At 57.9% G+C, this 21,182-nt stretch carries 19 protein-coding genes; 3 read left to right on the forward strand and 16 right to left on the reverse strand.

Going from position 1 to position 21,182, the window contains the following annotated elements:
* Window positions 1–141 precede the first annotated feature (141 nt).
* The 4 genes from RLW55_RS17740 to RLW55_RS17755 all read right to left on the reverse strand — a co-directional run bounded on the left by RLW55_RS17740 (window position 142) and on the right by RLW55_RS17755 (window position 5,228).
* A complete protein-coding gene (locus RLW55_RS17740; RefSeq protein ID WP_414462311.1) occupies window positions 142–2,727 on the reverse strand; it encodes a TonB-dependent receptor in 2,586 nt (861 codons plus the stop codon).
* Window positions 2,728–3,057: 330 nt separating this feature from the next.
* Window positions 3,058–3,444 (reverse strand): hypothetical protein, encoded by a 387-nt coding sequence (locus tag RLW55_RS17745; protein ID WP_414462310.1) that lies wholly within the window; start codon window positions 3,442–3,444, stop codon window positions 3,058–3,060.
* A 171-nt stretch (window positions 3,445–3,615) separates the two neighbouring features.
* The gene (locus tag RLW55_RS17750; protein WP_414462309.1) at window positions 3,616–4,182 is read right to left on the reverse strand and encodes a cytochrome b; all 567 of its coding nucleotides are present in this window, start codon (window positions 4,180–4,182) and stop codon (window positions 3,616–3,618) included.
* Entirely contained in the window at window positions 4,179–5,228 is a 1,050-nt protein-coding gene (locus RLW55_RS17755) for a catalase family peroxidase (RefSeq protein ID WP_423414937.1), read from the reverse strand. Before RLW55_RS17755 ends, RLW55_RS17750 begins: the two co-directional genes overlap by 4 nt.
* A 340-nt stretch (window positions 5,229–5,568) precedes the next feature.
* On the opposite strand from RLW55_RS17755, the gene RLW55_RS17760 reads away from it, so the two are divergent.
* Window positions 5,569–6,561, forward strand: a complete 993-nt coding sequence (locus RLW55_RS17760) for an alpha/beta fold hydrolase (RefSeq protein ID WP_423414938.1) — start codon at window positions 5,569–5,571, stop codon at window positions 6,559–6,561.
* 41 nt (window positions 6,562–6,602) lie between these two features.
* On the opposite strand, the gene RLW55_RS17765 is transcribed toward RLW55_RS17760, so the two are convergent.
* The 8 genes from RLW55_RS17765 to urtA all read right to left on the reverse strand — a co-directional run bounded on the left by RLW55_RS17765 (window position 6,603) and on the right by urtA (window position 13,633).
* Window positions 6,603–6,809: a DUF768 domain-containing protein gene (locus RLW55_RS17765; RefSeq protein ID WP_157135409.1), complete on the reverse strand. Its 207-nt coding sequence runs from the start codon at window positions 6,807–6,809 to the stop codon at window positions 6,603–6,605.
* Window positions 6,810–7,023: 214 nt separating this feature from the next.
* A complete protein-coding gene (locus tag RLW55_RS17770) occupies window positions 7,024–7,350 on the reverse strand; it encodes an FmdB family zinc ribbon protein (RefSeq protein WP_423414939.1) in 327 nt (108 codons plus the stop codon).
* 69 nt (window positions 7,351–7,419) lie between these two features.
* Entirely contained in the window at window positions 7,420–8,649 is a 1,230-nt protein-coding gene (fmdA, locus tag RLW55_RS17775; RefSeq protein WP_414462305.1) for a formamidase, read from the reverse strand.
* Between the two features lie 41 nt (window positions 8,650–8,690).
* Complete coding sequence (gene urtE / locus RLW55_RS17780) at window positions 8,691–9,380, reverse strand: urea ABC transporter ATP-binding subunit UrtE (RefSeq protein WP_409562992.1); 690 nt, start codon at window positions 9,378–9,380, stop codon at window positions 8,691–8,693.
* Window positions 9,381–9,394: 14 nt separating this feature from the next.
* Window positions 9,395–10,150, reverse strand: a complete 756-nt coding sequence (gene urtD / locus RLW55_RS17785) for an urea ABC transporter ATP-binding protein UrtD (RefSeq protein ID WP_409562991.1) — start codon at window positions 10,148–10,150, stop codon at window positions 9,395–9,397.
* A 9-nt stretch (window positions 10,151–10,159) separates the two neighbouring features.
* Entirely contained in the window at window positions 10,160–11,302 is a 1,143-nt protein-coding gene (gene urtC, locus RLW55_RS17790; RefSeq protein WP_409562990.1) for an urea ABC transporter permease subunit UrtC, read from the reverse strand.
* A gap of 40 nt (window positions 11,303–11,342) precedes the next feature.
* A complete protein-coding gene (urtB, locus tag RLW55_RS17795) occupies window positions 11,343–12,269 on the reverse strand; it encodes an urea ABC transporter permease subunit UrtB (RefSeq protein ID WP_024275675.1) in 927 nt (308 codons plus the stop codon).
* A 104-nt stretch (window positions 12,270–12,373) separates the two neighbouring features.
* Window positions 12,374–13,633: an urea ABC transporter substrate-binding protein gene (gene urtA, locus RLW55_RS17800; protein WP_409562989.1), complete on the reverse strand. Its 1,260-nt coding sequence runs from the start codon at window positions 13,631–13,633 to the stop codon at window positions 12,374–12,376.
* A 274-nt stretch (window positions 13,634–13,907) separates the two neighbouring features.
* Here urtA and RLW55_RS17805 point away from each other — a divergent pair, with 274 nt between their 5' ends.
* Both RLW55_RS17805 and RLW55_RS17810 read left to right on the forward strand, forming a co-directional pair.
* A complete protein-coding gene (locus tag RLW55_RS17805) occupies window positions 13,908–17,288 on the forward strand; it encodes an ATP-binding protein (RefSeq protein ID WP_423414940.1) in 3,381 nt (1,126 codons plus the stop codon).
* Window positions 17,281–18,198, forward strand: a complete 918-nt coding sequence (locus RLW55_RS17810) for a response regulator (protein ID WP_409562987.1) — start codon at window positions 17,281–17,283, stop codon at window positions 18,196–18,198. Before RLW55_RS17805 ends, RLW55_RS17810 begins: the two co-directional genes overlap by 8 nt.
* Window positions 18,199–18,232: 34 nt before the next feature.
* Here RLW55_RS17810 and RLW55_RS17815 read toward each other — a convergent pair whose 3' ends face one another.
* Genes RLW55_RS17815 through ureE form a run of 4 tightly spaced genes read right to left on the reverse strand, consistent with a single transcriptional unit; the run spans window position 18,233 to window position 21,176 of the window.
* Entirely contained in the window at window positions 18,233–19,297 is a 1,065-nt protein-coding gene (locus RLW55_RS17815; RefSeq protein WP_423414941.1) for a HoxN/HupN/NixA family nickel/cobalt transporter, read from the reverse strand.
* A gap of 1 nt (window position 19,298) precedes the next feature.
* The gene (gene ureG, locus RLW55_RS17820) at window positions 19,299–19,946 is read right to left on the reverse strand and encodes an urease accessory protein UreG (protein WP_423414942.1); all 648 of its coding nucleotides are present in this window, start codon (window positions 19,944–19,946) and stop codon (window positions 19,299–19,301) included.
* Window positions 19,943–20,764 (reverse strand): urease accessory protein UreF, encoded by an 822-nt coding sequence (locus RLW55_RS17825; RefSeq protein WP_423414943.1) that lies wholly within the window; start codon window positions 20,762–20,764, stop codon window positions 19,943–19,945. Before RLW55_RS17825 ends, ureG begins: the two co-directional genes overlap by 4 nt.
* Window positions 20,700–21,176, reverse strand: a complete 477-nt coding sequence (gene ureE, locus RLW55_RS17830) for an urease accessory protein UreE (RefSeq protein ID WP_423414944.1) — start codon at window positions 21,174–21,176, stop codon at window positions 20,700–20,702. Before ureE ends, RLW55_RS17825 begins: the two co-directional genes overlap by 65 nt.
* Between the last annotated feature and the right edge of the window lie 6 nt (window positions 21,177–21,182).

Here is a 21,182-nt window from a genome sequence, read left to right on the forward strand (position 1 = left end):
CGTCATCTGCCTGACGGTGTTTCACATGGCGGACGGTAAATTCTGAGTGCTTCGTCGCTGTCCAAGGCAGAAAACAAAGAAGCGGCGGACTTTGGGGTCCGCCGCATCGAGTTTCGGGATAGGTCTTAGAGGTACAGTAGTCTAGAACTTCACTTTTACGCCGCCATAGGCTGCGAACGGAATGGCCGGGACGACAGTCCGGGGATTGTTCTCATTGAAGGTGACGCCGGTAGCCGGCGTCAGATCGTTGGCGTCGTCCACGCTGAAATACGTTCCGTAGATATTATAATCTTTGTCGAAGAGGTTCTCGAACAGGCCATATATCTGCACGTGATCCGTGACGTCGTAGGACGTGTGCAGATTGACTTTTGCATAGCCCGCCAGCGGACGATTGAGATTTGCTTCGTCACCGAAGAAAATCTGGTCGCTGGCAGCCACCAAATCCGCCCCGACTTTCCACTTCTGCGTCATCCAGTAATCGACACCGGCTTTGAATGTGTGCGCCGGGACGCCAGGAAGCCGGTCACCTTTATGAACTAGGAAGCAGTTGCCGGGACCGTCTTCATCATCCCCACCACCAGCTTCGCCGCACGAAACATTGCCCGGCAGCGGATTATTCGGTGATGGGAAGATCGCGCTCGAATCGAACGTGGCGTCCGTATAGGTGTAATTCGCGTAAGCGAAGACACGTTGTGTGCGGTACGCGATATTTGCTTCGACGCCCTGACGCAGCGTCTTGCCGACGTTCTGGAAGTAGCCGTGCCCGACATCGGTCGAGGCAGCATTAAAAATGTCGTCAGTGTTGAGAGTACGGAACAGGCCGATGCCCCAATCCCACTGCGAACGATCCTGCCAGTTCTTGATCGTCCCGCGGAACCCCGTTTCCCAGGTATGGGAGACAACTTGCTTCAGCGGAGGATCGGCCGTCAGGAAGCTTTCGATCAAGCACGGGTTTTCAGGATCCGCGCAAGCGAGTTCGGCTGCAGTCGGAGCACGATTGGCTTCCGAGTACCCGCCGTACCAGTTGAGACCCGGCGAGAACTTATAGGTCAAGCCCGCGGATGGATTGAAGCGGTTGTACTTGTTGATCCCGTTGAGTTCATCATTTTCCGGACTGCCGGTATTCTCGATTTCAATTCGCGCAAAGTTGTAACGTCCGCCCACGGTCAAAGCCAACTGGTCGGTGATGTCGAACGTGTTCGTGAAATAAGCGCCGAAATAATCATTGGTCGTCGTGAGCGAGCGCGGATTGAAATCATCCGTACCGGTCATGATGATGCCTTGCCCGTCGACGACGAACTTGGGCTCCATGAAGCCAAGTTCGCTCTTCGCCGTATAGGCGACGCGGCCATGATCGTAGCTGACGCCAACGATGAACTGGTTGGTGTGGCCGAAGAGCTTAGCGTTCTCTTGAGCCTGCAGCGTGACACCAGCGGTATCGGCATTTTGCGACGTCTGGTCGATCGAGCCGTAAACGTTATCAGTAAATGGGATCGGATTGCCGTTGGCGGCATTGAGAACCTGATCGTCTCCGGAACACAGCGTCCCAGCTTCGGCGCCGCCGCATTCTTCCGGATCGTCGAACAGGTTGCCGTCGAGATGCTTCTGATTGAAATGGCGATAGTAGGTCACGCCGGACAGCGTCAACGTATCGGTCGCCCGCACCTTGCCGTTGACCGAGTACATCTGCAGTGTGTTTTCGGTCGTCTGCGGTGACGTGAACGTCAGGCTGCGGCTGATATCGAGAAGCTGCTCAGGCGCTGCGGCCGTAACGCCGACATTGTTGTCTGCGCCGGTGAAGTTGAAATGAAATTCGGCGTTATCGCCCTTCACGCCGACATCGAAGTAGCCTCGGCGGATTTGCGCATCGGAGAAATCGCGGAACCCATCATCATCGATGGCTTCAAACGCGCCGTATGCCGCCCAATTACCGCTCCGGTATCCGGCTTCAGTCGAGACTTGCTTGCGTCCGAACGAGCCGAACATCGTATCGACGTCCCAGCCCTGGTAATTGAAGCCGTCCTTCATATCGACGACGACGGCGCCGCCCAGAGCGTTAAGTCCGAACACCGGATTGCCAACGACAACCGCGACGTTGTTGATCGCGTTCGAGGGCAGGAAGTCCCAGTTGACGATATCGCCGAACGACTCGTTGATGCGGACGCCGTTCTGATAGACCGCAAGTCCCTGCGGGACGCCGTTGACAGGCGACGCTTCAAACCCGCGAAACTGAATGTTGGTCTGGAATTGGTTGCCCTGAAGATCGTTGACGATGAGGCCCGGGATCTGGCTCGTTAGGGCGTCCTGCAGAATGACCTGCTCGCCACGTTTGAGCGCTTCCGAATTCATCTGATAGACGCTGCCCGGCACCTTATCGACCGGGATCGTGCCGCCGACCGGCGACATCTTCACCGTGTTCGATTCAGGCGAAGCAGCAAACTCCTGCGAACTCTCGGTCGCAAATCCCGTCGTATCCGGCGCTGCGGATGGAGCCGTTACCGCCGCCGCGGTGGAGGGTTTGGCCTTTGGCTTGGTGGCCTTCTTTGCTTGCGTCGGCTTCGGCTTGGGCTGTCCCTGAATTACCTCGACCTGCGGAAGCTGTTGACCTTGCTGAGGCGCTGGCTGCCCTGCAGCCGTACCGTCCGCATCCTGAGCAAAAACAACGGCCGTTCCGCTGGCTGCAAACAGCGCCACAGCCGCGGCCGAAGCCATTAACTGACGCATCATCCCCCGGTTCCCTTTTCTGCGCATCACAATCCCCGCTTCCCTGGCAGGCATTGCAACGCGAACTTCCCCTTTGGTCTCGACTCGGACCATTTTCCCCAAAGTCAGCAAAATGGATTTTGGTTGGGAGGGTCAATCCGATGCACAGGCTGACTTTTTCCCGGCTGCCGCATTCCCAACCCTCCCGTGGCATTGTGGCAACGGAATTGAAATTTACGGGAAAAATTCCCTAAAAATGCGGGAACTAAGGCTTCGCCCGAGCCTCACGCGAGACATTTCACAGCGACGATAGCGTCAGCTTCCTGCAACCGATTGCCGGATAGAGAAAAGCCCTTAGCCACCATCGACGTCCGGTCGGGAATAAGTGGGAAAGGGCGATCCCCCCTTGAAAGGCGCCGACGATTGCGTTGCCGCTTTATCGTAGCAAGCGAGTCGCTCGGTATCGCCAACGATTTGAACGCAATCCATAAGCGCCACTTGCCGTTCAGCCGACATGAATTCAGTTAAAGCGATTCCGATCCCGGCAAAGAACAGAATGATCACGCCAAAGAGCATCGCAGCACTCCGCATCTGATCGTCTGTCAGGCCGATGGTCCGCGGCGACCAATCCACAGCGTGGGCGGGCGCATCCTTGAGTTCGCTGTCAGACCACTCCGCACATGCCTCAATGCAAGAAGGCACATCGGACGCCGTCGGGACGCTTTCGAGGTCTTTTTCCATGGCCGCCTCCAGTAGTGGGCGCTTTGCCATCAAACTAGGAACACCGGCATAGGGATTCCATGTGTCTCGACATGGAGAGATATAAAAACGCGATGGGCCTCCCTGCCGACATTTGCAGGAAGACCCATCGTAGGTTGGCGGACGACGCGTCCTCAGATGTCCTTCACGCCCTCACTCGGCGGCAGGAGCCGACTGATGATGCGTCGACACAGAGGCCATTGACTCGAACACGCCGTCACGCCGGACGAGCGCGTGATACAGCGCCGCCGCGATATGCAGCAGAACCAGTGCAAAGAAACAAAACGCCAGATAGTAGTGGGCGTTCCAGAACAGGGTATGAAGACTGTCGCTTTGCGGCAGCATCTGCGGAACCCAGGCACGCCCAAAGATCACGACAGGATAGTCTGCGGTAAACAACAGCGCCAATCCCAGCAACGGCATCGCGATCATCAGCGCATAGAGTGCGTAGTGAGACAGTTCTGCCGCGAGCTTCATCGGCTCCGGCAAATCCTTCGGCAATGCGGGCGCGCCGTACCGCAACCGTACCGCAAGCCGAATGAGCACGAGCACGAGGATGACGACACCGAGCGATTTGTGCGTCTCCATCAGCGGCAAAAACTTTGGTGTGACGGTCGAGAGCATCCCCACGCCGATGAACAGCATCGCTAGAATGCAAACGGCCATCACCCAATGCAGAAGGCGCTGCAATGGATTGAAACGCGGCGTTTCTCCGGTCATTGCTTTTCTCCAGTCGCGGTGCGGGGATAGTACTTCGATTCAGCCGTACGCAGATCATATGACTTCATATACGCCGCCGACCGCGCGGCCGGGAACGGATCGTCGGATGTCGTAATGCCCGTCGGCAAAACGGTTGGATCGAAGTTGATCTCACGACATGGACCGTCCGCCTCCGGTTCGATTTTCGTAACCGTCAGCGTGCCGACATCGATCTTGCGGCGGTCGGCAGGCCACTCCTTGCTTGGATCTGCTGTCGGATCTCCTGGATTTGCAACGATCACCACCAGCTTCCAGCGTTGAGGCGCAGCCGCAACACGCTTGGCGATATCAACGTCGAGAAAATTCGGCCCGAGCTTTTTCAGGTCATCCTGCGAGACCGTAACGACTCGCGCTTCCGGCACGATCCCCCATCGAACTGTCTTCTGCTCGCCCTCTTTGTTTGTCATCACGAAACTGTTTAGGCTGTTGTAGGGCTCCTCGGCGTAACTCGCTGTCCACGGCGCGCTACCCGCCCACGAAGCAAAATGCGAAAATTCGGGATTGGCCGCTATAAAGTTTTTCATCGCGTCCGCAGCCTTGTCCTTCGATGCTTTCAGCAAATCGTAGAACGCTTGCGGCGTCGAAACCGGGAAGAATGGCGGATCGATCATGGCGCTTCGCCAGACCTGCCTATCCGGAGTTGTTATCTGCAGACCGATGCCGCGAACACGAACAGTAGCGTCATCTACATTAGGGTCCTGAGTACCTAGATTGAAGCGCCCGACGACAGGATACTCCCCCTTCTCGAAAACAACTGCCTTCGAGATTTCGCTGCCCGCGCCGTTCGCTTCGAACTCACCAGTAAAGCAGATGCCTTTGGCGTGGTTACGGCGATGGCCCAGAGCCGGACCCCCAGGCGGGGCAAATGCCTCGACCATTTCCATCGGAGTGAGGCGGTGTGGTGAAAACCAGCCGGCCGTGTAGGCGAACGCTGCCGCGCCGCCTGCGATGACGACGGCGATCAGCGCCAACGAACCAAGTGGCGGTGATCGGTGAGAGTCTGACATTGAGACCTCGCTATTGCTTGCGATGAAAGTATGCAGTGGCTTAGCGCAGCGATATCCTGCAACTGCGACGATAATCTTTCAAATATCGATCACGACTTGCGAATTCGCACGATTTACCATGCTGGGCAAACGCGAACCCGGTCGAGACACAACAAAACATATCGCCTTGTTCGACGCCCAGTCCACGGCTACCCCGCACCATCTCTAAAAACATAAGCATGCGAAGCGCGAGGCTGCCGTGTCCCCTTCCGAAATCTGGAATTGTGTCTCCCAACATCTCCGGCTTTAGGCGCAAGTGCAAATCGCCTACCTCCCTGCCTAGTTTCAATGGAGGTTGAACATGCTGACGGAGACCGATCGCAGAGTTGCGCTGAAAATTTTTGGAGCCGCAGCCGCCACCGCCGGTGCTGACATTGCGCGCGAGTGCCGTCAATGCGGAGACATCGTGACGTCAGGCAATTCCGTTCCTACGAATTCCGTTCATTATAAAACGGTGAAGATTGGCGATGTCGAAGTCTTCTACCGCGAAGCCGGTCCTGCAGATGCGCCAATCATCCTGCTGCTTCATGGCTATCCGACGAGCAGTCACATGTTCCGTGACCTCATTCCTCAACTCGCAGGCCCATTCCGCCTGATCGCACCGGACCTGCCGGGCTTCGGTCTGACGAAAGCACCCGATCGTGAGCATTACACCTATACGTTCGACAATCTGGCCAAGACCATCGATGGCTTCACTGATGCGTTAGGCCTGAAGAGATATGCACTTTACCTGTTCGATTACGGCGCACCGACTGGCTTCCGCATTGCCGCCGCGCACCCCGAACGTGTCAGCGCGCTGATCACCCAGAATGGTAACGCCTACGAAGAAGGATTGGGCGACGCATGGAAACCCATCCGGGCGTACTGGAAAGACGCTTCACTTGAAAACCGCAACGCGCTGCGCGCCGTGCTCACTCTGGACGCAACAAAAGACCAGTATCTCCACGGCGCCGATGCGGGCTTGGTGTCTCCGGACGGCTATATGCTCGATTACGCCTATCTTCAGCGGCCGGGCATCGATGAGATTCAGCTCGATCTCTTCTACGATTACCGCAACAACGTTGCGCTCTACCCGGCTTGGCAGAAATACTTACGGCAAAACAAGCCGCCGCTGCTGGCGGTCTGGGGCAAGAACGATCTCTTTTTCATTCCTCCCGGCGCCGAAGCATTCAAGCGCGATATTCCTGACGCAGAAATCAAGTTCGTCGACAGCGGCCACTTGGCGACCGCCACGCACAGCACGTTTATCGCCGCCCAGATAACGGATTTCATGCGTCGCAAAGCAAAGTTATAAGGCATGCACAGTCCAAGATCGGCCCGCAAAATTAGTGGCGCTCACTTCTTGACCTGAAGCAGGCCCTCGCGAATACAGTCCTCCAGCGAGCCAACGGCGCCTTCGAGATCGTATCGAGATATGCCTTCGCTCCAAGCATCATGAAGACACTTCGCAGCGAGCGCGGGAATGTCCTCGGCGCTCGCGACACGCCCCACGACGTGCCACCGCAGCCAATCCGTCAGAAACTTTGTGGTCCTCGTTGACATCGACGTCCGGCAACGCGCAGAGCTGAGATATCCAACACCCAAGATCGGATCGCGAGCGCACCAAGAAGCGCCGGGCCGCCGCATATCCGAGACAGCACACTGGCCACTATCGTGCGAGTTCGCCCCCCGGCGCGTTTTCGCGTTCTTCTTTGGTGTCGGGCTATGATCCATCCGTAACCTACAGACCGCTGCGAACAGCTGCTGAATCGCAGGATTAATGGCTGATCATCCAGGGGCGGGACGAAGGAAAGCTCTTCATCGCGGTCCCGCCGTCTTGTTTTGGCTTGGCTTTCGTCTTGGAGCAGCAGCCGCATCCCGGCGCATGCCCTTTCGACTTTCGCGGTTCGTGCGATGAGCGCTCGTTCGTCTCGGCTGCAATGCGGCGAGCCCGACTCAGTCCCGCTATTGCGGGTGCTGTTAAAATCGCTCGCGGCGCCTCGGTCCCACAATCCGGACAATCGTGCGGCAACTCAAACTCAGACATCGAACGTAGAACTGAGAACGGACCACAACTGGGACAATCATAATCGTAAACCGGCATTATTGGCGGCTCCCTTGAGGTGGGTTGGCCAACACAGCCAACCCAGCTTTCGTGCACGTTCGAATGCGCTTACGCGTCGGGCGCAATCGGCATCTGGATCGATCCGTCAAGGAACTTTGTCGGTCCCGCGGCAGAGGGATTGATATCGAAATCGAAGATCTTGGTCGGCACCCACAGAGTGGCGCAGGCGTTCGGAATGTCGACGACGCCAGAGATATGCCCCTGAACGGGCGCCGTTCCCAGGATCGAGTAAGCCTGCGCGCCCGAATAGCCGAACTTCTTCAGGTATTCGATGGCGTTGAGACAGGCCTGACGATACGCGACGTGAACGTCGAGGTAGTGCTGCTTGCCCATCTCGTCGACCGAGATGCCCTCGAAGATCAGATAGTCGTCGTACTTCGGCGTGATGACCGACGGCTTGAAGATCGGATTTTTGATCCCGTACTTCGACATGCCGTCTTTGATCACGTCGACCTTGAGATGCAGCCAACCGGCCATCTCGATCGCGCCGCAGAACGTGATTTCGCCGTCGCCCTGACTGAAGTGAAGGTCGCCCATCGAAAGGCCGCCGCCGGGTACGTAGACCGGGAAGAACACTTTCGAGCCACGCGACAGATCCTTGATATCGCAGTTGCCGCCATGCTCACGCGGCGGAACCGTACGCGCCGCTTCGGCTGCAGCCTTATCCCGCGCATCGCCCTTGAGGCGGCCCATGTGCGCCGTCGGCGCAAAGGGCACCGTGCCGACGGGAGGCACACGATCTTTATTGGCCTCCACGAACGGAATTTCGCGATCGTTCCAGGTCTTGAGCAGTGCAGGATCGGGCAAGCAGCCGATCAGGCCAGGATGGATGAGACCCGGAAAACGCACACCCGGAATGTGGCGTGACTTCGTGAACATGCCCTCAAAGTCCCAGATCGACTTCTGCGCTGAGGGATAATGATCGGTCAGGAAGCCGCCGCCATTGTTCTTCGAGAAGAAGCCGTTGAAACCCCAGTTGCTCTCCGGCTTCGCCCCGATGTCGAGGATCTCAACAACGAGCAAATCACCCGGCTCGGCGCCCTTGACGCCAACTGGGCCTGAGAGAAAGTGCACGATCGTCAAATCTATATCGCGCACGTCCGACGCATCGTCGTTGTTCTTGATGAAGCCGCCGGTCCAGTCGTACGTCTCGATGATGAAGTCTGAACCAGGCTCGGTCCAGGCGACGATCGGAATGTCCGGATGCCATCGATTGTGAACCATGTCGTTTTCATATGCGGACTTCGACAGGTCGACTTTAATGAGCGTTTCGGTCATTCATACTGCCCCTTCCATTTCTGCAGACACCGAATTCAGACTTAAACTGAGAGATACCTCGCCACTTTCGCCTCATCGACTGATGAACGCGGCTCGTCGTGGACAATCTCGCCGTTCTCGACAACCAGCACACGGTCGGCGACATCGAGCGCAAAACTCAAAACCTGTTCCGACACGATGATCGACAGCCCGCGCTCATCGCGAATGCGCCGAAGCGTCCGCGCCATTTCACGAATGATCGACGGCTGGATGCCTTCCGTAGGCTCATCGAGCAGCAGAACCTTCGGCTTGGTCGCAAGAGCGCGCGCGATCGCGAGCTGCTGCTGCTGGCCGCCAGACAGGTTACCGCCGCGGCGCTTCTTCATTTCGAGCAGAACCGGAAAAAGCTCGTAGATATCGGGCGAAACCTTGCTGCCGCCGTGGACCACAAGCCCCGTCTCGATATTCTCTTCGACTGTCATGGTCGAAAAAATCATTCGACCTTGGGGAACGTAGGCCAAACCTTTCGCAACACGCTCATAGCTTTTGAGCTTGGTGATGTCGGCGCCGTTCATCGACACCGAACCCTGCTTCGTTGGCAAGATGCCCATAAGGGCCTTCATCATGGTCGTCTTGCCCATGCCGTTGCGGCCCATGATCGCGACGATCTCATTGGGCGCGATCGACAGATTGAGGCCGTGCAGAACTTCGCTCTGGCCATAGGCGACGTGGAAATCGGAGATATCCAGCATTGTCGATTTCTTCCTTAATGGCCGAGATAGACTTCAATCACTTTGGGATCGTTCTGGACCTTCTCCATCGAGCCTTCCGATAGAATTTTGCCCTGATGGAGCACGATCACCTTGTGCGCGATGTCTTCGACGAACTTCATGTCGTGCTCGATCACCAGCACCGAACGATCCTTGATGATCCGATGCAGAAGCTCAGCGGTCTTTTCGCGCTCGCTGACACTCATGCCCGCGACGGGTTCATCAAGCATCAAAAGCTCGGGATCCTGGATGAGGAGCATGCCGATCTCGAGCCACTGCTTCTGGCCGTGGCTCAGAAGCTGCGCACTCATGTTGAGCTTGTCTTTCAGGAAGATCATTTCCGCGACTTCCTCGACGCGCTGACGCACGGCAGCGTCGCGCTTGAACGTCAGAGCGCCGAACACGCTGCGTCCGCGCGGATAGGAGATCTCCAAGTTTTCGAAAACCGTCAGATCGTCATAGATCGACGGCGTCTGGAACTTCCGGCCGACGCCCGCATGCACGATGGCGTTCTCGGATAGCTTCGTGAGTTCCTTGCCGCGGAAGGTGATAGACCCGGAAGTCGCTTTGGTCTTCCCGCAGATCAAATCGAGCACTGTCGTCTTACCCGCGCCATTCGGTCCGATGATGACCTGGATCGCGTTCTCATCGACATAGAACGACAGATCGTTGACCGCTTTGAAGCCGTCGAAGGATACCGTTAGCCCACTGACAGCGAGTAGGAAATCCCGAGGTTGTTGACCGATCTCCATATCGCTCTCCTATTCTGCCGGTGCGCCGTCTGCGATCGGCTGGCCGCTCGCAAGAGACTTGCCTTTACTCCGCGAGAAGAGCCGGTCGATCCTCGGCTGCACATAGTCGTTCCAGGCGCCTGCCAGTCCACCTGGGAAGAGCAGCACAACGGCAATGAAGAGCGCTCCGAAGCCCAGCTGCCAGAGTTGCGGGAAGCTTTCGGAAAGGCTCGTCTTCGCATAGTTGACGAGCAGCGTGCCGTAGACCGCACCGAAGATGGACATGCGGCCGCCGACCGCCGCGAAGATTACCATTTCGATCGAGGGAACGATGCCGACGAACGACGGCGACATGAAACCAACTTCAAGCGTAAACAGAGCGCCGCCGATCGACGCGAACACGGCCGACAAACAGAATGCGAAAATCTTGAAGTTGGCGACGCTATAACCCGAGAACCGCACGCGATCCTCTTTCTCGCGCATCGCCACCAGAATGCGCCCGAGCTTCGAATGCTTCACGAACAGCGCCACCAGCAGACAGACGAACAGCACCGCGACTTCAACAAAATAGAGAATGACTTTGGCGCTGTCGGTCCGGATATCCCACCCATGTAGGGTGCGAAGATCTGTGATGCCGTTGATGCCGCCCGTATAGCCCTGCTGCCCGACGATAAGGATCGTCAGAATGGCGGCAATCGCTTGCGTGATGATCGCGAAGTAGACGCCGCTGACACGACGTTTGAACATCGCCGCGCCGATGATAAATGCAAACACCGCCGGCACGACGAATACGGCCAGGATCGCAAACGTTAAACTGTGGAATGGCTCCCAGAAGAAGGGAAGCTGCGTGATCTGGTTCCAGTCCATGAAATCCGGGATACCGGGCGTCGACTGGATTTTCGTGTTGGCGACGCTCGATGCTTCGAGCTTGAGAAACATCGCCATGCAGTAACCGCCGATGCCGAAGAACACCCCCTGCCCCAGGCTCAAAATGCCACCGTATCCCCAGCAGATCACCAACCCGAGCGCGACGAACGAATAGGTCAGATATTTCGCCACGAGGTTCAGGCGGAAATTGTCGAGCGTCATCGGCAGCACGACAACCAGCAGCAATGCCAGGACGGCGAGGCCGACCAACTCGGAACGGGAGAAGAAGCGAGGATTGGCGTTCATGTGAGTGTGCTCTCGCGCTTGGATCTGAAGTCGGCGGCGGCTATTTGCGAACCTTGAGGGCGAACAGTCCTTGTGGACGCAGCATCAGGATGATGACGACCGCAAGAAGCGTGATGACCTGCGCCATCGATCCGGAGGTGAAGAACTCCAGCGTCGAACGCGTCTGCGAGATCGTGAAGGCCGATGCGATCGTTCCAAGCAGGCTGGCTGCGCCGCCGAACACAACGACAAGGAACGTGTCGACGATATAAAGCTGACCCGACGTCGGACCGGTCGAGCCGATCATCGTGAAGGCACTCCCCGCGACGCCGGCAATTCCGCAACCGAGCCCGAAGGTAAAGCGATCCACGCGTTCGGTATTGATGCCGACGGCGCTGGCCATGACGCGGTTCTGCATCACGGCGCGAACCTGACGCCCCCAGCTGGAATAATACATGATGTAGCCGACGATCAGCGTAATGATTAATGTCAGCGCCATCACGAACATGCCGTTGATCGGAATCTGGATGGTGTCCGTCACCTGCCAGGAGCCCATCATCCACTCAGGCAGATCGACGCCGACTTCGCGGCCGCCGAAAACAGAGCGATAAACCTGCTGCAGAATGAGGCTGAGGCCCCACGTCGCCAGCAAGGTATCGAGCGGTCTCTTATAAAGATGTCGGATCAGCGCCCATTCGACGAACATCCCAAGCGCACCAGCCGCTATGAATGCCAGGATCATCGCGACGAAAAAGTATCCGCCGAAAAGCATCGGCAGGTGCGATTTGAAGAACTCCGACGTCATCCAGGTGACGTACGCGCCGAGAATCATGAACTCGCCGTGCGCCATGTTGATCACGCCCATCTGGCCGAAAATGATGGCCAGTCCGAGCGCCATAAGCACGAAGACCGAAAACAGGATCAATCCCGCAAAGCCTTGCATCACGAAGATTGAACCAAGATCGCTGAACGAGTAATCGCCGAACATTGCGCGCTCCGGAGTATCGGACGTTGATGGCTTCGCGCCGCGCATGAGCGTATCGGCGCGAAGCACTCAAGCGATGCGGGCCCCAAAGCCCGCTGGAAAGGGCCTTACTGATAGCCCTTTGGGAACGGATTGGGCTCGATCAGCTCGGGCGTCTCGTAGACCACATCGAACTGACCGTCGGTCCGCGCCCGACCGATACGTGCGCGGCTCCAGAGATGGTGGTTCTCGTGGATCTTGACGTAGCCTTCCGGAGCGCCCTTGAACTCGATGCCCGGCGATGCCGCGGCGATCTTGTCGACGTCGAAGCTGCCTGCCTTCTCGGCTGTGAGCTTCCACAGGTTCGGGCCGAGATAGGCCGCCTGCGTCACGTCGCCGATCACCGTCTTGTCGCCCCACATCTTGTGGAACGCCTTGACGAAGGCTTCGTTGTTCGGGTTCTTCAGCGACTCGAAGTATTTCATCGAGGCGTAGGCGCCCGCGATATTTTCGCCGCCGATGCCGTCGATCTCGTCTTCCGTAACCGAGATCGTCAGCAAAAGCTGCTTGTCGAGATTGATGCCCGCCGCCTTGAGCTGCTTGTAGAAGGCGACATTCGAACCACCGACGACGTCCATGAAGATCACGTCGGGCTTCTTCAACTTGATCTTGTTGATGACCGAGTTGAACTGCGTCGCGCCGAGCGGGAAGTACTCTTCACCGACGACTTTGCAGCCCGTCAGATGGTTTTCGATATGCTTGCGCGCGATCTTGTTGGACGTGCGCGGCCAGATGTAGTCCGAGCCGATCAGGTAGAAGGTCTTGGCGCCCTTCTCCTTGTTGATCCAGTTCAAGCTGGACAGAATCTGCTGCGTCGCCTCCTGGCCGGTGTAGATGACGTTCTTCGACTGCTCCAGGCCTTCGTAGAAGGTTGGATAGTAGAGCATGCCGTTGTACTGCTCGAGAACCGGCAGCACCGCCTTGCGAGACGCCGACGTCCAGCATCCGAAGATCGCCGCGACGTGGTCGTTGACGAGTAGCTTCTTCGCTTTTTCCGCAAATGTCGGCCAATCGCTGGCGCCGTCTTCCTGAATGATCTTGATCTGACGACCTAGCACGCCACCCGCATCATTGATCTGCTGGATCGCGAGCTTCTCGGCCTCGACCGAACCCGTCTCGCTGATGGCCATCGTGCCTGTGACCGAGTGAAGAATACCGACCGTCACTTCTTTGTCGGTGACCGCCAATCCGGTCGTATTGATCGCCGACGTCGCTGGTGCGTCGGCAAATGCGGCTTTCGGCAACAACCCGGCAAACGGAGCCGCAGCCATACCCATCAACAATTTACGCCGTAGCCGCGATTGAGGTCCGTTATCTTCCGTCGCCATCAAGATCCTCCGTTCGAACTGCCCACCCCGGACATCGCGCGGACATAGGAAACCGATTTTGCGCCGCAGCACATACGTCAGTTAACGTATATGGTGCGCCGCACCCCCTGCGTAGGTTGCCTACGCGCGCCCGCGCGCGTGGCGGACGGCTCGACGAGAACCAACCGCATGATCGAAATAGGTTTGTCTCAGGGAGTGTGAGGGGTAGTTTTCAGCGACAGCCACATTTTTGCGGCGCGGTATGGTTACCGTTCGGGGGAGGCGATTTGAGTGAATGACTAACCGGCTTCGGATCGTTCCTGTTCGCCGCAGCTATAACCAATGGGTCGCCAACGAGACCCTGGAGGACTACGCGCTTCGCTTCACCGCCAAACGTGCGCGCCGGTGGTCCGCTGCGCGCGTTGCGAATACAGCATTCGGAACAGTGTCATTCCTGGCGCTCGAGGCCATCGGCGGCGCCATCACCATAAGTTATGGCTTCTCGAACGCAGTTACGGCCGTTCTGGCCGTCTCGATCCTGATCTTTTTGACGGGCCTTCCCATTGCCTATTATGCCGCACGTGACGGCGTCGACATCGATTTGCTGACCCGCGGTGCCGGTTTCGGCTATATCGGCTCGACGGTCACGTCGCTGATCTATGCCTCCTTCACGTTCATTTTTTTCGCGATCGAAGCCGCCATTATGGCTCTCGCGCTGAGCGTTTGCTTTGGGTTTCCGCTGGCCGTCAGTTACGTGATCAGCGCCATCGTCGTCATCCCAATCGTCACGCACGGCATCACGTGGATCAGCCGGTTCCACCTTTGGACACAGCCGTTCTGGATTCTGCTGCAACTGACCCCGCCCATTATCATTGCATTACAACACCGGGAGAATTTCGACGCCTGGATCGGCTACCGCGGCGATCTTGTGCCGGGCGCGACCTTCAATCTGCTGGGCGTCGGCGCGGCCGGATCCGTTGTTTTTGCTCTCATCGCGCAAATCGGCGAGCAGGTCGACATCCTGCGATTCATGCCGCCGAAGGAGAAAACGGGCCGCGTAGCGTGGTGGACGGCCCTCCTCGTCTCCGGCCCTGGCTGGATCGTCCCCGGCGCCATCAAAATCCTGATCGGATCGTTCCTTGCCGTCCTCTGTCTCCGGCACGGCATCCCCGTTTCACAGGCCGGCGAGCCGATGCAGATGTACTTGGTCGCATTCGGTTACGTGACGAACTCTCCGCAGTTGGCCCTCGCGCTGGCCGGAACGTTTGTCGTACTCTGCCAGATGAAGATCAACGTCACGAACGCTTATGCCGGGTCGATTGCCTGGTCGAATTTCTTTTCACGGCTGACACACGCCCATCCCGGTCGAATCGTATGGCTGTTTTTCAATGTTGCCATCGCACTCCTGCTGATGCAGGCGGGAATATACAAAACGCTTGAGCATACTCTGGGTCTTTATTCGGTCGTCGCAGTGGCGTGGCTCGGCGCTATCGTCGCCGACCTCTGCATCAACAAGCCCCTCGGACTGAGCCCCAAGCGCATCGAGTTCAAGCGCGCCCATCTCTACGACGTTAACCCCGTCGGCGTCGGCGCGATGATCATCGCAACGGCCGCGGCCATGTTCTCGTACAGCGGCACCTTTGGGATCTATGCCCAGTCACTGGCGCCACTGGTCGCCTTGATCGTGGCGCTTATCACGGCGCCTGCCATCGCCTATGCGACCAATGGAAAATACTATCTCGCCCGCAAACCGCGCGCATCCTGGGGCCAGAAGTCCGCAATCCGTTGCATTGTCTGCGAGCACGAATTCGAACCCGAGGACATGGCGCACTGCCCGGTCTACTCGGGTCCGATTTGTTCGCTCTGCTGCTCGATCGACGCCCGCTGCCGCGACGGCTGCAAGCCGCACGGACGCTATCAGGTGCAGCTCGTCAAGCTCCTGCGCGGCGCGCTGCCCCCACATCTGGTCAAGGGGCTCAATTCTCGAACGGGTCACTTCTTCGGCGTCTTCACGCTGTTCTGCACCATTCTCGGGCTCGTGCTTCTGCTCGTGCATTATCTTGCGGTGACAGCCGTTCCGCACGACGCCGGTGCGATTGCCGGCACGCTCTGGGCAACGTTCCTGATCCTTGCAATCATCGCGGGCGTCGCGAGCTGGCTTTTCGTGCTCGCTCAGGAAAGTCGCAAAATCGCCCAGGACGAGTCCGCCCGCCAGACGACATTGCTTACCCGCGAAATAGAAGCCCATAAACGCACGGACCGAGCACTGCATAAGGCGAAAGAAGTCGCAGAAGCCGCCAACCTCGCAAAAAGCCGCTACGTCGTCGCCATCAATCATGAGCTACGCACGCCGCTTAATGCCGTGCTTGGCTATGCGCAGCTTCTCGATGTCGACGACATGCTGCCCGTCAAGGCCCAGAAAGGCGTCCGCGTCATTCGTCGCAGCGCCGAGCACCTCTCCGGCCTGATCGACGGCCTGCTCGACATTTCAAAGGTCGAAGCCGGACGGCTCGAACTTGCCACCAGCGAAGTCCGTATCCGCGACTTTCTCGATCAGCTCGCAGACATGTTCCGCCTGCAAGCCAATTCGAAGGGGATCGAGTTCATCTTCGAAGGCGCGTCGTCGCTTCCGCCCGTGGTGCGCACCGACGAGAAGCGCCTTCGCCAGATCTTGATCAACTTGCTTTCGAACGCCGTCAAATTCACCGATACCGGCAGCGTCGCGCTGCGCGTCACCTATCGCAGTCAAGTTGCCGAATTCGAAATCCAAGATACCGGCATCGGCATCATGCAGACAGATCTGGAACGCGTCTTCGAACCGTTCGAGCGCGGCGAGATCATGCGCGCCAAACTGAGACCCGGAATGGGGCTGGGCCTCACCATTACGAAGCTGCTTGTCGAAATCATGGGGGGCGAAATTTCAGTCAAGAGCACACCTGGCCAGGGGAGCCAGTTTCGCATCAAATTGCTGCTGGCGCACGTCGCCGACTCGCGTCCGCCCGCAAAAGCTCAGGAGCGTATCGTCGGCTATCTCGGCAAGCGCAAGCTGATCTTGATCGTGGACGACGACACCGATCATCGCGAGCTGATCAAGGAAGCTTTGGAGCCGGTCGGATTTTCCATCATCTCCGCGCCGGACGGTCCCTCCGCACTCACCATTGCTGAAGAGTGCGCACCGGATCTTTTCGTTCTCGATATCTCGATGCCCGGCATGTCCGGCTGGGAGGTGGCAAGACGTCTGCGCGAAATTGGCCACACCGCTCCAATTTTGATGATGTCCGCCAACATCGGCGACCAAGCTCCACGTGGCGATGACGTACCGGATCACGATGCCGCCCTGTCAAAGCCGGTCGACATGCAGACGCTGCTCAATCACATCCGAAAGCTGCTGAACCTCCGAGTGGTCACAGCCACCAGCGCGCCTGAATATTCGGCCCCGCCCCAGGGAATCAAATACGCAAGCCGTCCTGATGCCCGGCATATCGAGGAACTCATGCGGCTTGGCGAAATCGGCTTTGTGTCCGGCATCGAGTCCAAGCTCGATGAGCTGGAGGCTGCCGGCAACGGCTCCATCGTATTCATCAATGCCGCACGAGATCGCATTCGCGCCTTCGACCTTCGCGGCTACATGGCGCTCCTCGCACAGCCCGCCGAGCCCGAGCACGCCGATGACTGACGCAGAAGCGAAAACGATCGTCCTCGTCGTCGACGACAATCCCGATACGCTCGCAATGCTCACAGCCGCCCTCGAGCAAATCGGCGCGCTAGTCCTGATTGCAACTGACGGCGAACGTGCCATGACAACCGTGGCGCGCATTGTCCCCGACATCATCTTGCTCGATGCAGTTATGCCGAACATGGATGGGTTCGAAACATGCCGGCGCATGAAGCGACTGCCGCCGCTCGCGGACGTTCCGATCATATTCATGACGGGGCTTCGCGACACTGACCGCATCATCGAAGGGCTCGAAGCCGGCGGCGTCGACTACGTGACAAAACCCGTCATCATCGAGGAACTTCTTGCACGAATCCGCGTCCATGTCGGTAACGCCCGCATGTCGCGCAGCGCACGCGCTGCCTTGGATACCACCGGACGTTACCTCTTTGCCGCCGATTCCGCCGGACGCCTCTTATGGTCGACACCTCAGGCGAGCAAGCTTCTCGGAACCGCATTTGAAGATTTTGACGAGCGAAGCTTCGCGTTCCCATCCCTAGTGGTCAAATGGCTCGCGGCACGCATCGAAGGTAGCGGCGATCCGTCGTCCAGCACACTCACGATCGGCGCAGAGCAGAAAACACTCAGTCTCTCATTCGTCGGCCGCATGAGCGGCGACGAGCATCTCATGCGTGTTTCCGAAGAAAGTTCATCCACCGACGCAATCCTGCTGAAGGAAAAGCTGGGCCTGACGACGCGTGAAGCCGAGGTACTGTTGTGGATAGCACGCGGCAAATCGAACCGCGATATCGGCCAGATCCTCGGAATGAGTCCGCGCACCGTGAACAAGCATCTCGAACAGGTGTACGTGAAGCTCGGCGTCGAGAACCGCGCCGCCGCGGCCGCAACTGCCGTTCGCCATCTTCCCTGAGGTCAGCGCACGAGATCATTGCTTCGCGTGTCAGTTAGCGCGCCGAGTGTTCTCGCGTCACGACACCGAGCGCATCGCCGCCAATGGCGCGATAGACGATCGCGGAAATCATCCAGCTCGCCATGAAAATGCCGACCACGATGAAGCCAAAATTCGTCAGGTTGTCGTTCAACTCGCTGACGACGCCCCAGATCCCGTCCGTGCGCCCAAGCTTGTCCCCGATCAACCCAAGCGCCTCGACACCGCCGATAAAGACGGCCACAACGACCGACGCCGCAGTGATAGTCATGTTGTACCAGAGCTTGCGGATCGGATTGACGAACGCCCAGCCATAGGCTTTCGTCATCAGAATGCTGTCCGTTGTATCCATCAGCGACATTCCGGCCGTAAAGAGTGCCGGAAAAACCAGGATGGTCCAGAAAGATAAGCCCTGCGCAGCCTGAGCAGCGGAAATTCCGAGCAATCCAACTTCCGTCGCAGTGTCAAAACCTAGACCGAACAGGAAGCCGACCGGATACATATGCCAGGATCGCGACACGACCCGAAACAGCGGCCGCAGAAATCTCGCAAAGACGCCCTGTCCCGCAAGTAACGTGTCGAGGTCCGCGTCCGTAAGCCTCTCGCCGCGACGTGCGCGCAGAAAGGCCGCCCAGACATTCTTCAGGATTATGAGATTGATGATCCCGATGACGAGCAGAAACAGTGCCGAAACAATTGTTCCGATAATGCCCCCGATGCCGTGAAACTCTTCAAGCGTCCCCTGCATGGCAGCTGCAGTCGCCGCAATGATGATCGAAGCGATAATAACGATGGTCGAGTGCCCGAGAGAGAAGAAGAAGCCAACGGAATAAGGCGTCTTTCCCTCCTGCATCAGCTTACGAACGACGTTGTCGATAGCCGCTATATGGTCGGCATCGAAAGCATGCCGAAGCCCGAACACGTAGGCGAGCAGCGCCGTCCCCATCAGCGTCGGCCGATCGGAAAAAGCAGCGAATGCACACACCCATGCACCGATGTTCGAGGCGATCAGCAACGCATACATCGTCACGGCTTTCGCGACACCGCGAGTGGGCTGGTCGTCAAACGGATTAGCCAGCATGCTAATGGCCTGAGGTCGCGATGGGTCTCGTCAGCGGCAAGCCGCCGGAGCGAATGATGAACTCGGCAACCTTGCTCACACCCTTGCCATCCTTGATATTCGTAAACACATACGGCCGTTCTCCGCGCATTCGCTTGGTGTCCTGCTCCATTACTTCAAGGCTCGCGCCCACATACGGCGCGAGATCAATCTTGTTGATCACCAAAAGATCGGAGCGCGTGATTCCTGGACCACCCTTGCGCGGAATTTTTTCGCCTTGCGCAACGTCGATCACGTAGATTGTTATATCGGCCAGCTCCGGTGAGAAGGTCGCGGCCAGATTGTCACCGCCCGACTCGATCAGAACTAGATCGGCATTCGGGAACTTGCCGCGCATTTCCGCTATCGCCATGAGATTGAGCGAGCAGTCCTCACGAATGGCAGTGTGCGGACAACCACCAGTCTCTACCCCCATGATGCGTTCCGACGGCAGCGCACCGGCACGCGTTAAGATCAACGCATCTTCCTTGGTATAAATGTCATTGGTGATCGCAATGATATCGAGCTCGCTGCGAAACTGTTTACACAGCGCTTCCATCAAGGCCGTCTTTCCGGCGCCGACCGGACCGCCAATGCCGACACGCAGAGGTCCGTGATCTAAGGATGTCATGAGCGAAAGAGCCTTGAATATTGCGTTTCATGCCGAAGGGCGGCGATGTCCGACTGAAACGCGGCGCCGCCGATATCGTCAAGGGTAGCAGTTTCTGCCACAAGAACCAGCCGTCCGACCGCGGGAAGCAGCGACGCAATCGCGTGCTGTCCGTCCGTATGCCCGATGACGCTGAGGCGGATCACAGCCGACACCAGATTTTGAACCTGCGCGAGCACGAAGCAGCGCAGCATCTCATGCTGAGAAATCTTATGTGCCGCGCCGGTCAAGCCGACTGCGACCGGATAAGCGACATCTCCTCGTACCGATGCAATCCCCCAATCAAAATCTGGTGCACGCCATGCATCTCGGATAATGGTGACGAAGGCATTACCCTGCGCCGTCGTTTCCAAATACCGCTCTTTCGAACCTGCCATCGCTAGCGCCAGTTCGTTGATCTCAATGAGCGCGCGCGCGTCGCGAAGCATCGCAGCGTGCCACGCGTGCGCGGCAAAGATTGCGTCATTACGCATCCCCCCATGCTCAAGAAGAGCATCGAGCCACGCGATGACTGTAGCGATGTTTCTGACCTGCCCAGCTTGGACCGCCCATTCCAAGCCATGACTGAATGCAAAGCTTCCGACAGGAAACGCAGGAGAAAGCCAAATCAGCAGCTTCGCAGCCGCATCGGATGACTTACCTTCCTTCGAGACCGCCATAGACGCGTCTTGAGACGAAAGCTCGCCGCTTATTTTATGCGGACGCTCGGACACGTCATCCATGGTCGTGATCGTCGCCATGATGGTGGTGATGATGGCCGCCGCCCGCGTACGCGCCATCTTCCGGATCGAACGCTGCCTCGACCATCGCGACCGAAGCACAGAGAAGCCGGACCATATCTTCGATGACATGATCGCGGCGGATCAGGATGCGATCCGGCAGCAGCATGACCGGCAGATGGCGATTACCGAGATGCCAGGCAACACGCACGAGATCGACCGCCGATGTCGTCGTGATTTCCGCAAGCTCTTCTTTTGCCGCCATTACCCGAACTCTGCGGCCGTCTTCCAGCAGCAGCGTATCGCCCTGTCGAAGCCGATGCGCACGCGGCAGATCGAGCAAAAACTCGAGTCCATCTTTTCCCCTCATCGCCAAACGACGGCGATGCCGATTGTCGAAATCGAGCGTCACCTCATCATCGATCAATCCGTGACGGGCGCCCTGGGACTCGCATGCAATGGCACGAAGCATCGTTCG

The sequence above is a fragment of the Hyphomicrobium sp. B1 genome (assembly GCF_049532635.1).
In the GTDB taxonomy this organism is placed as follows: domain Bacteria; phylum Pseudomonadota; class Alphaproteobacteria; order Rhizobiales; family Hyphomicrobiaceae; genus Hyphomicrobium_B.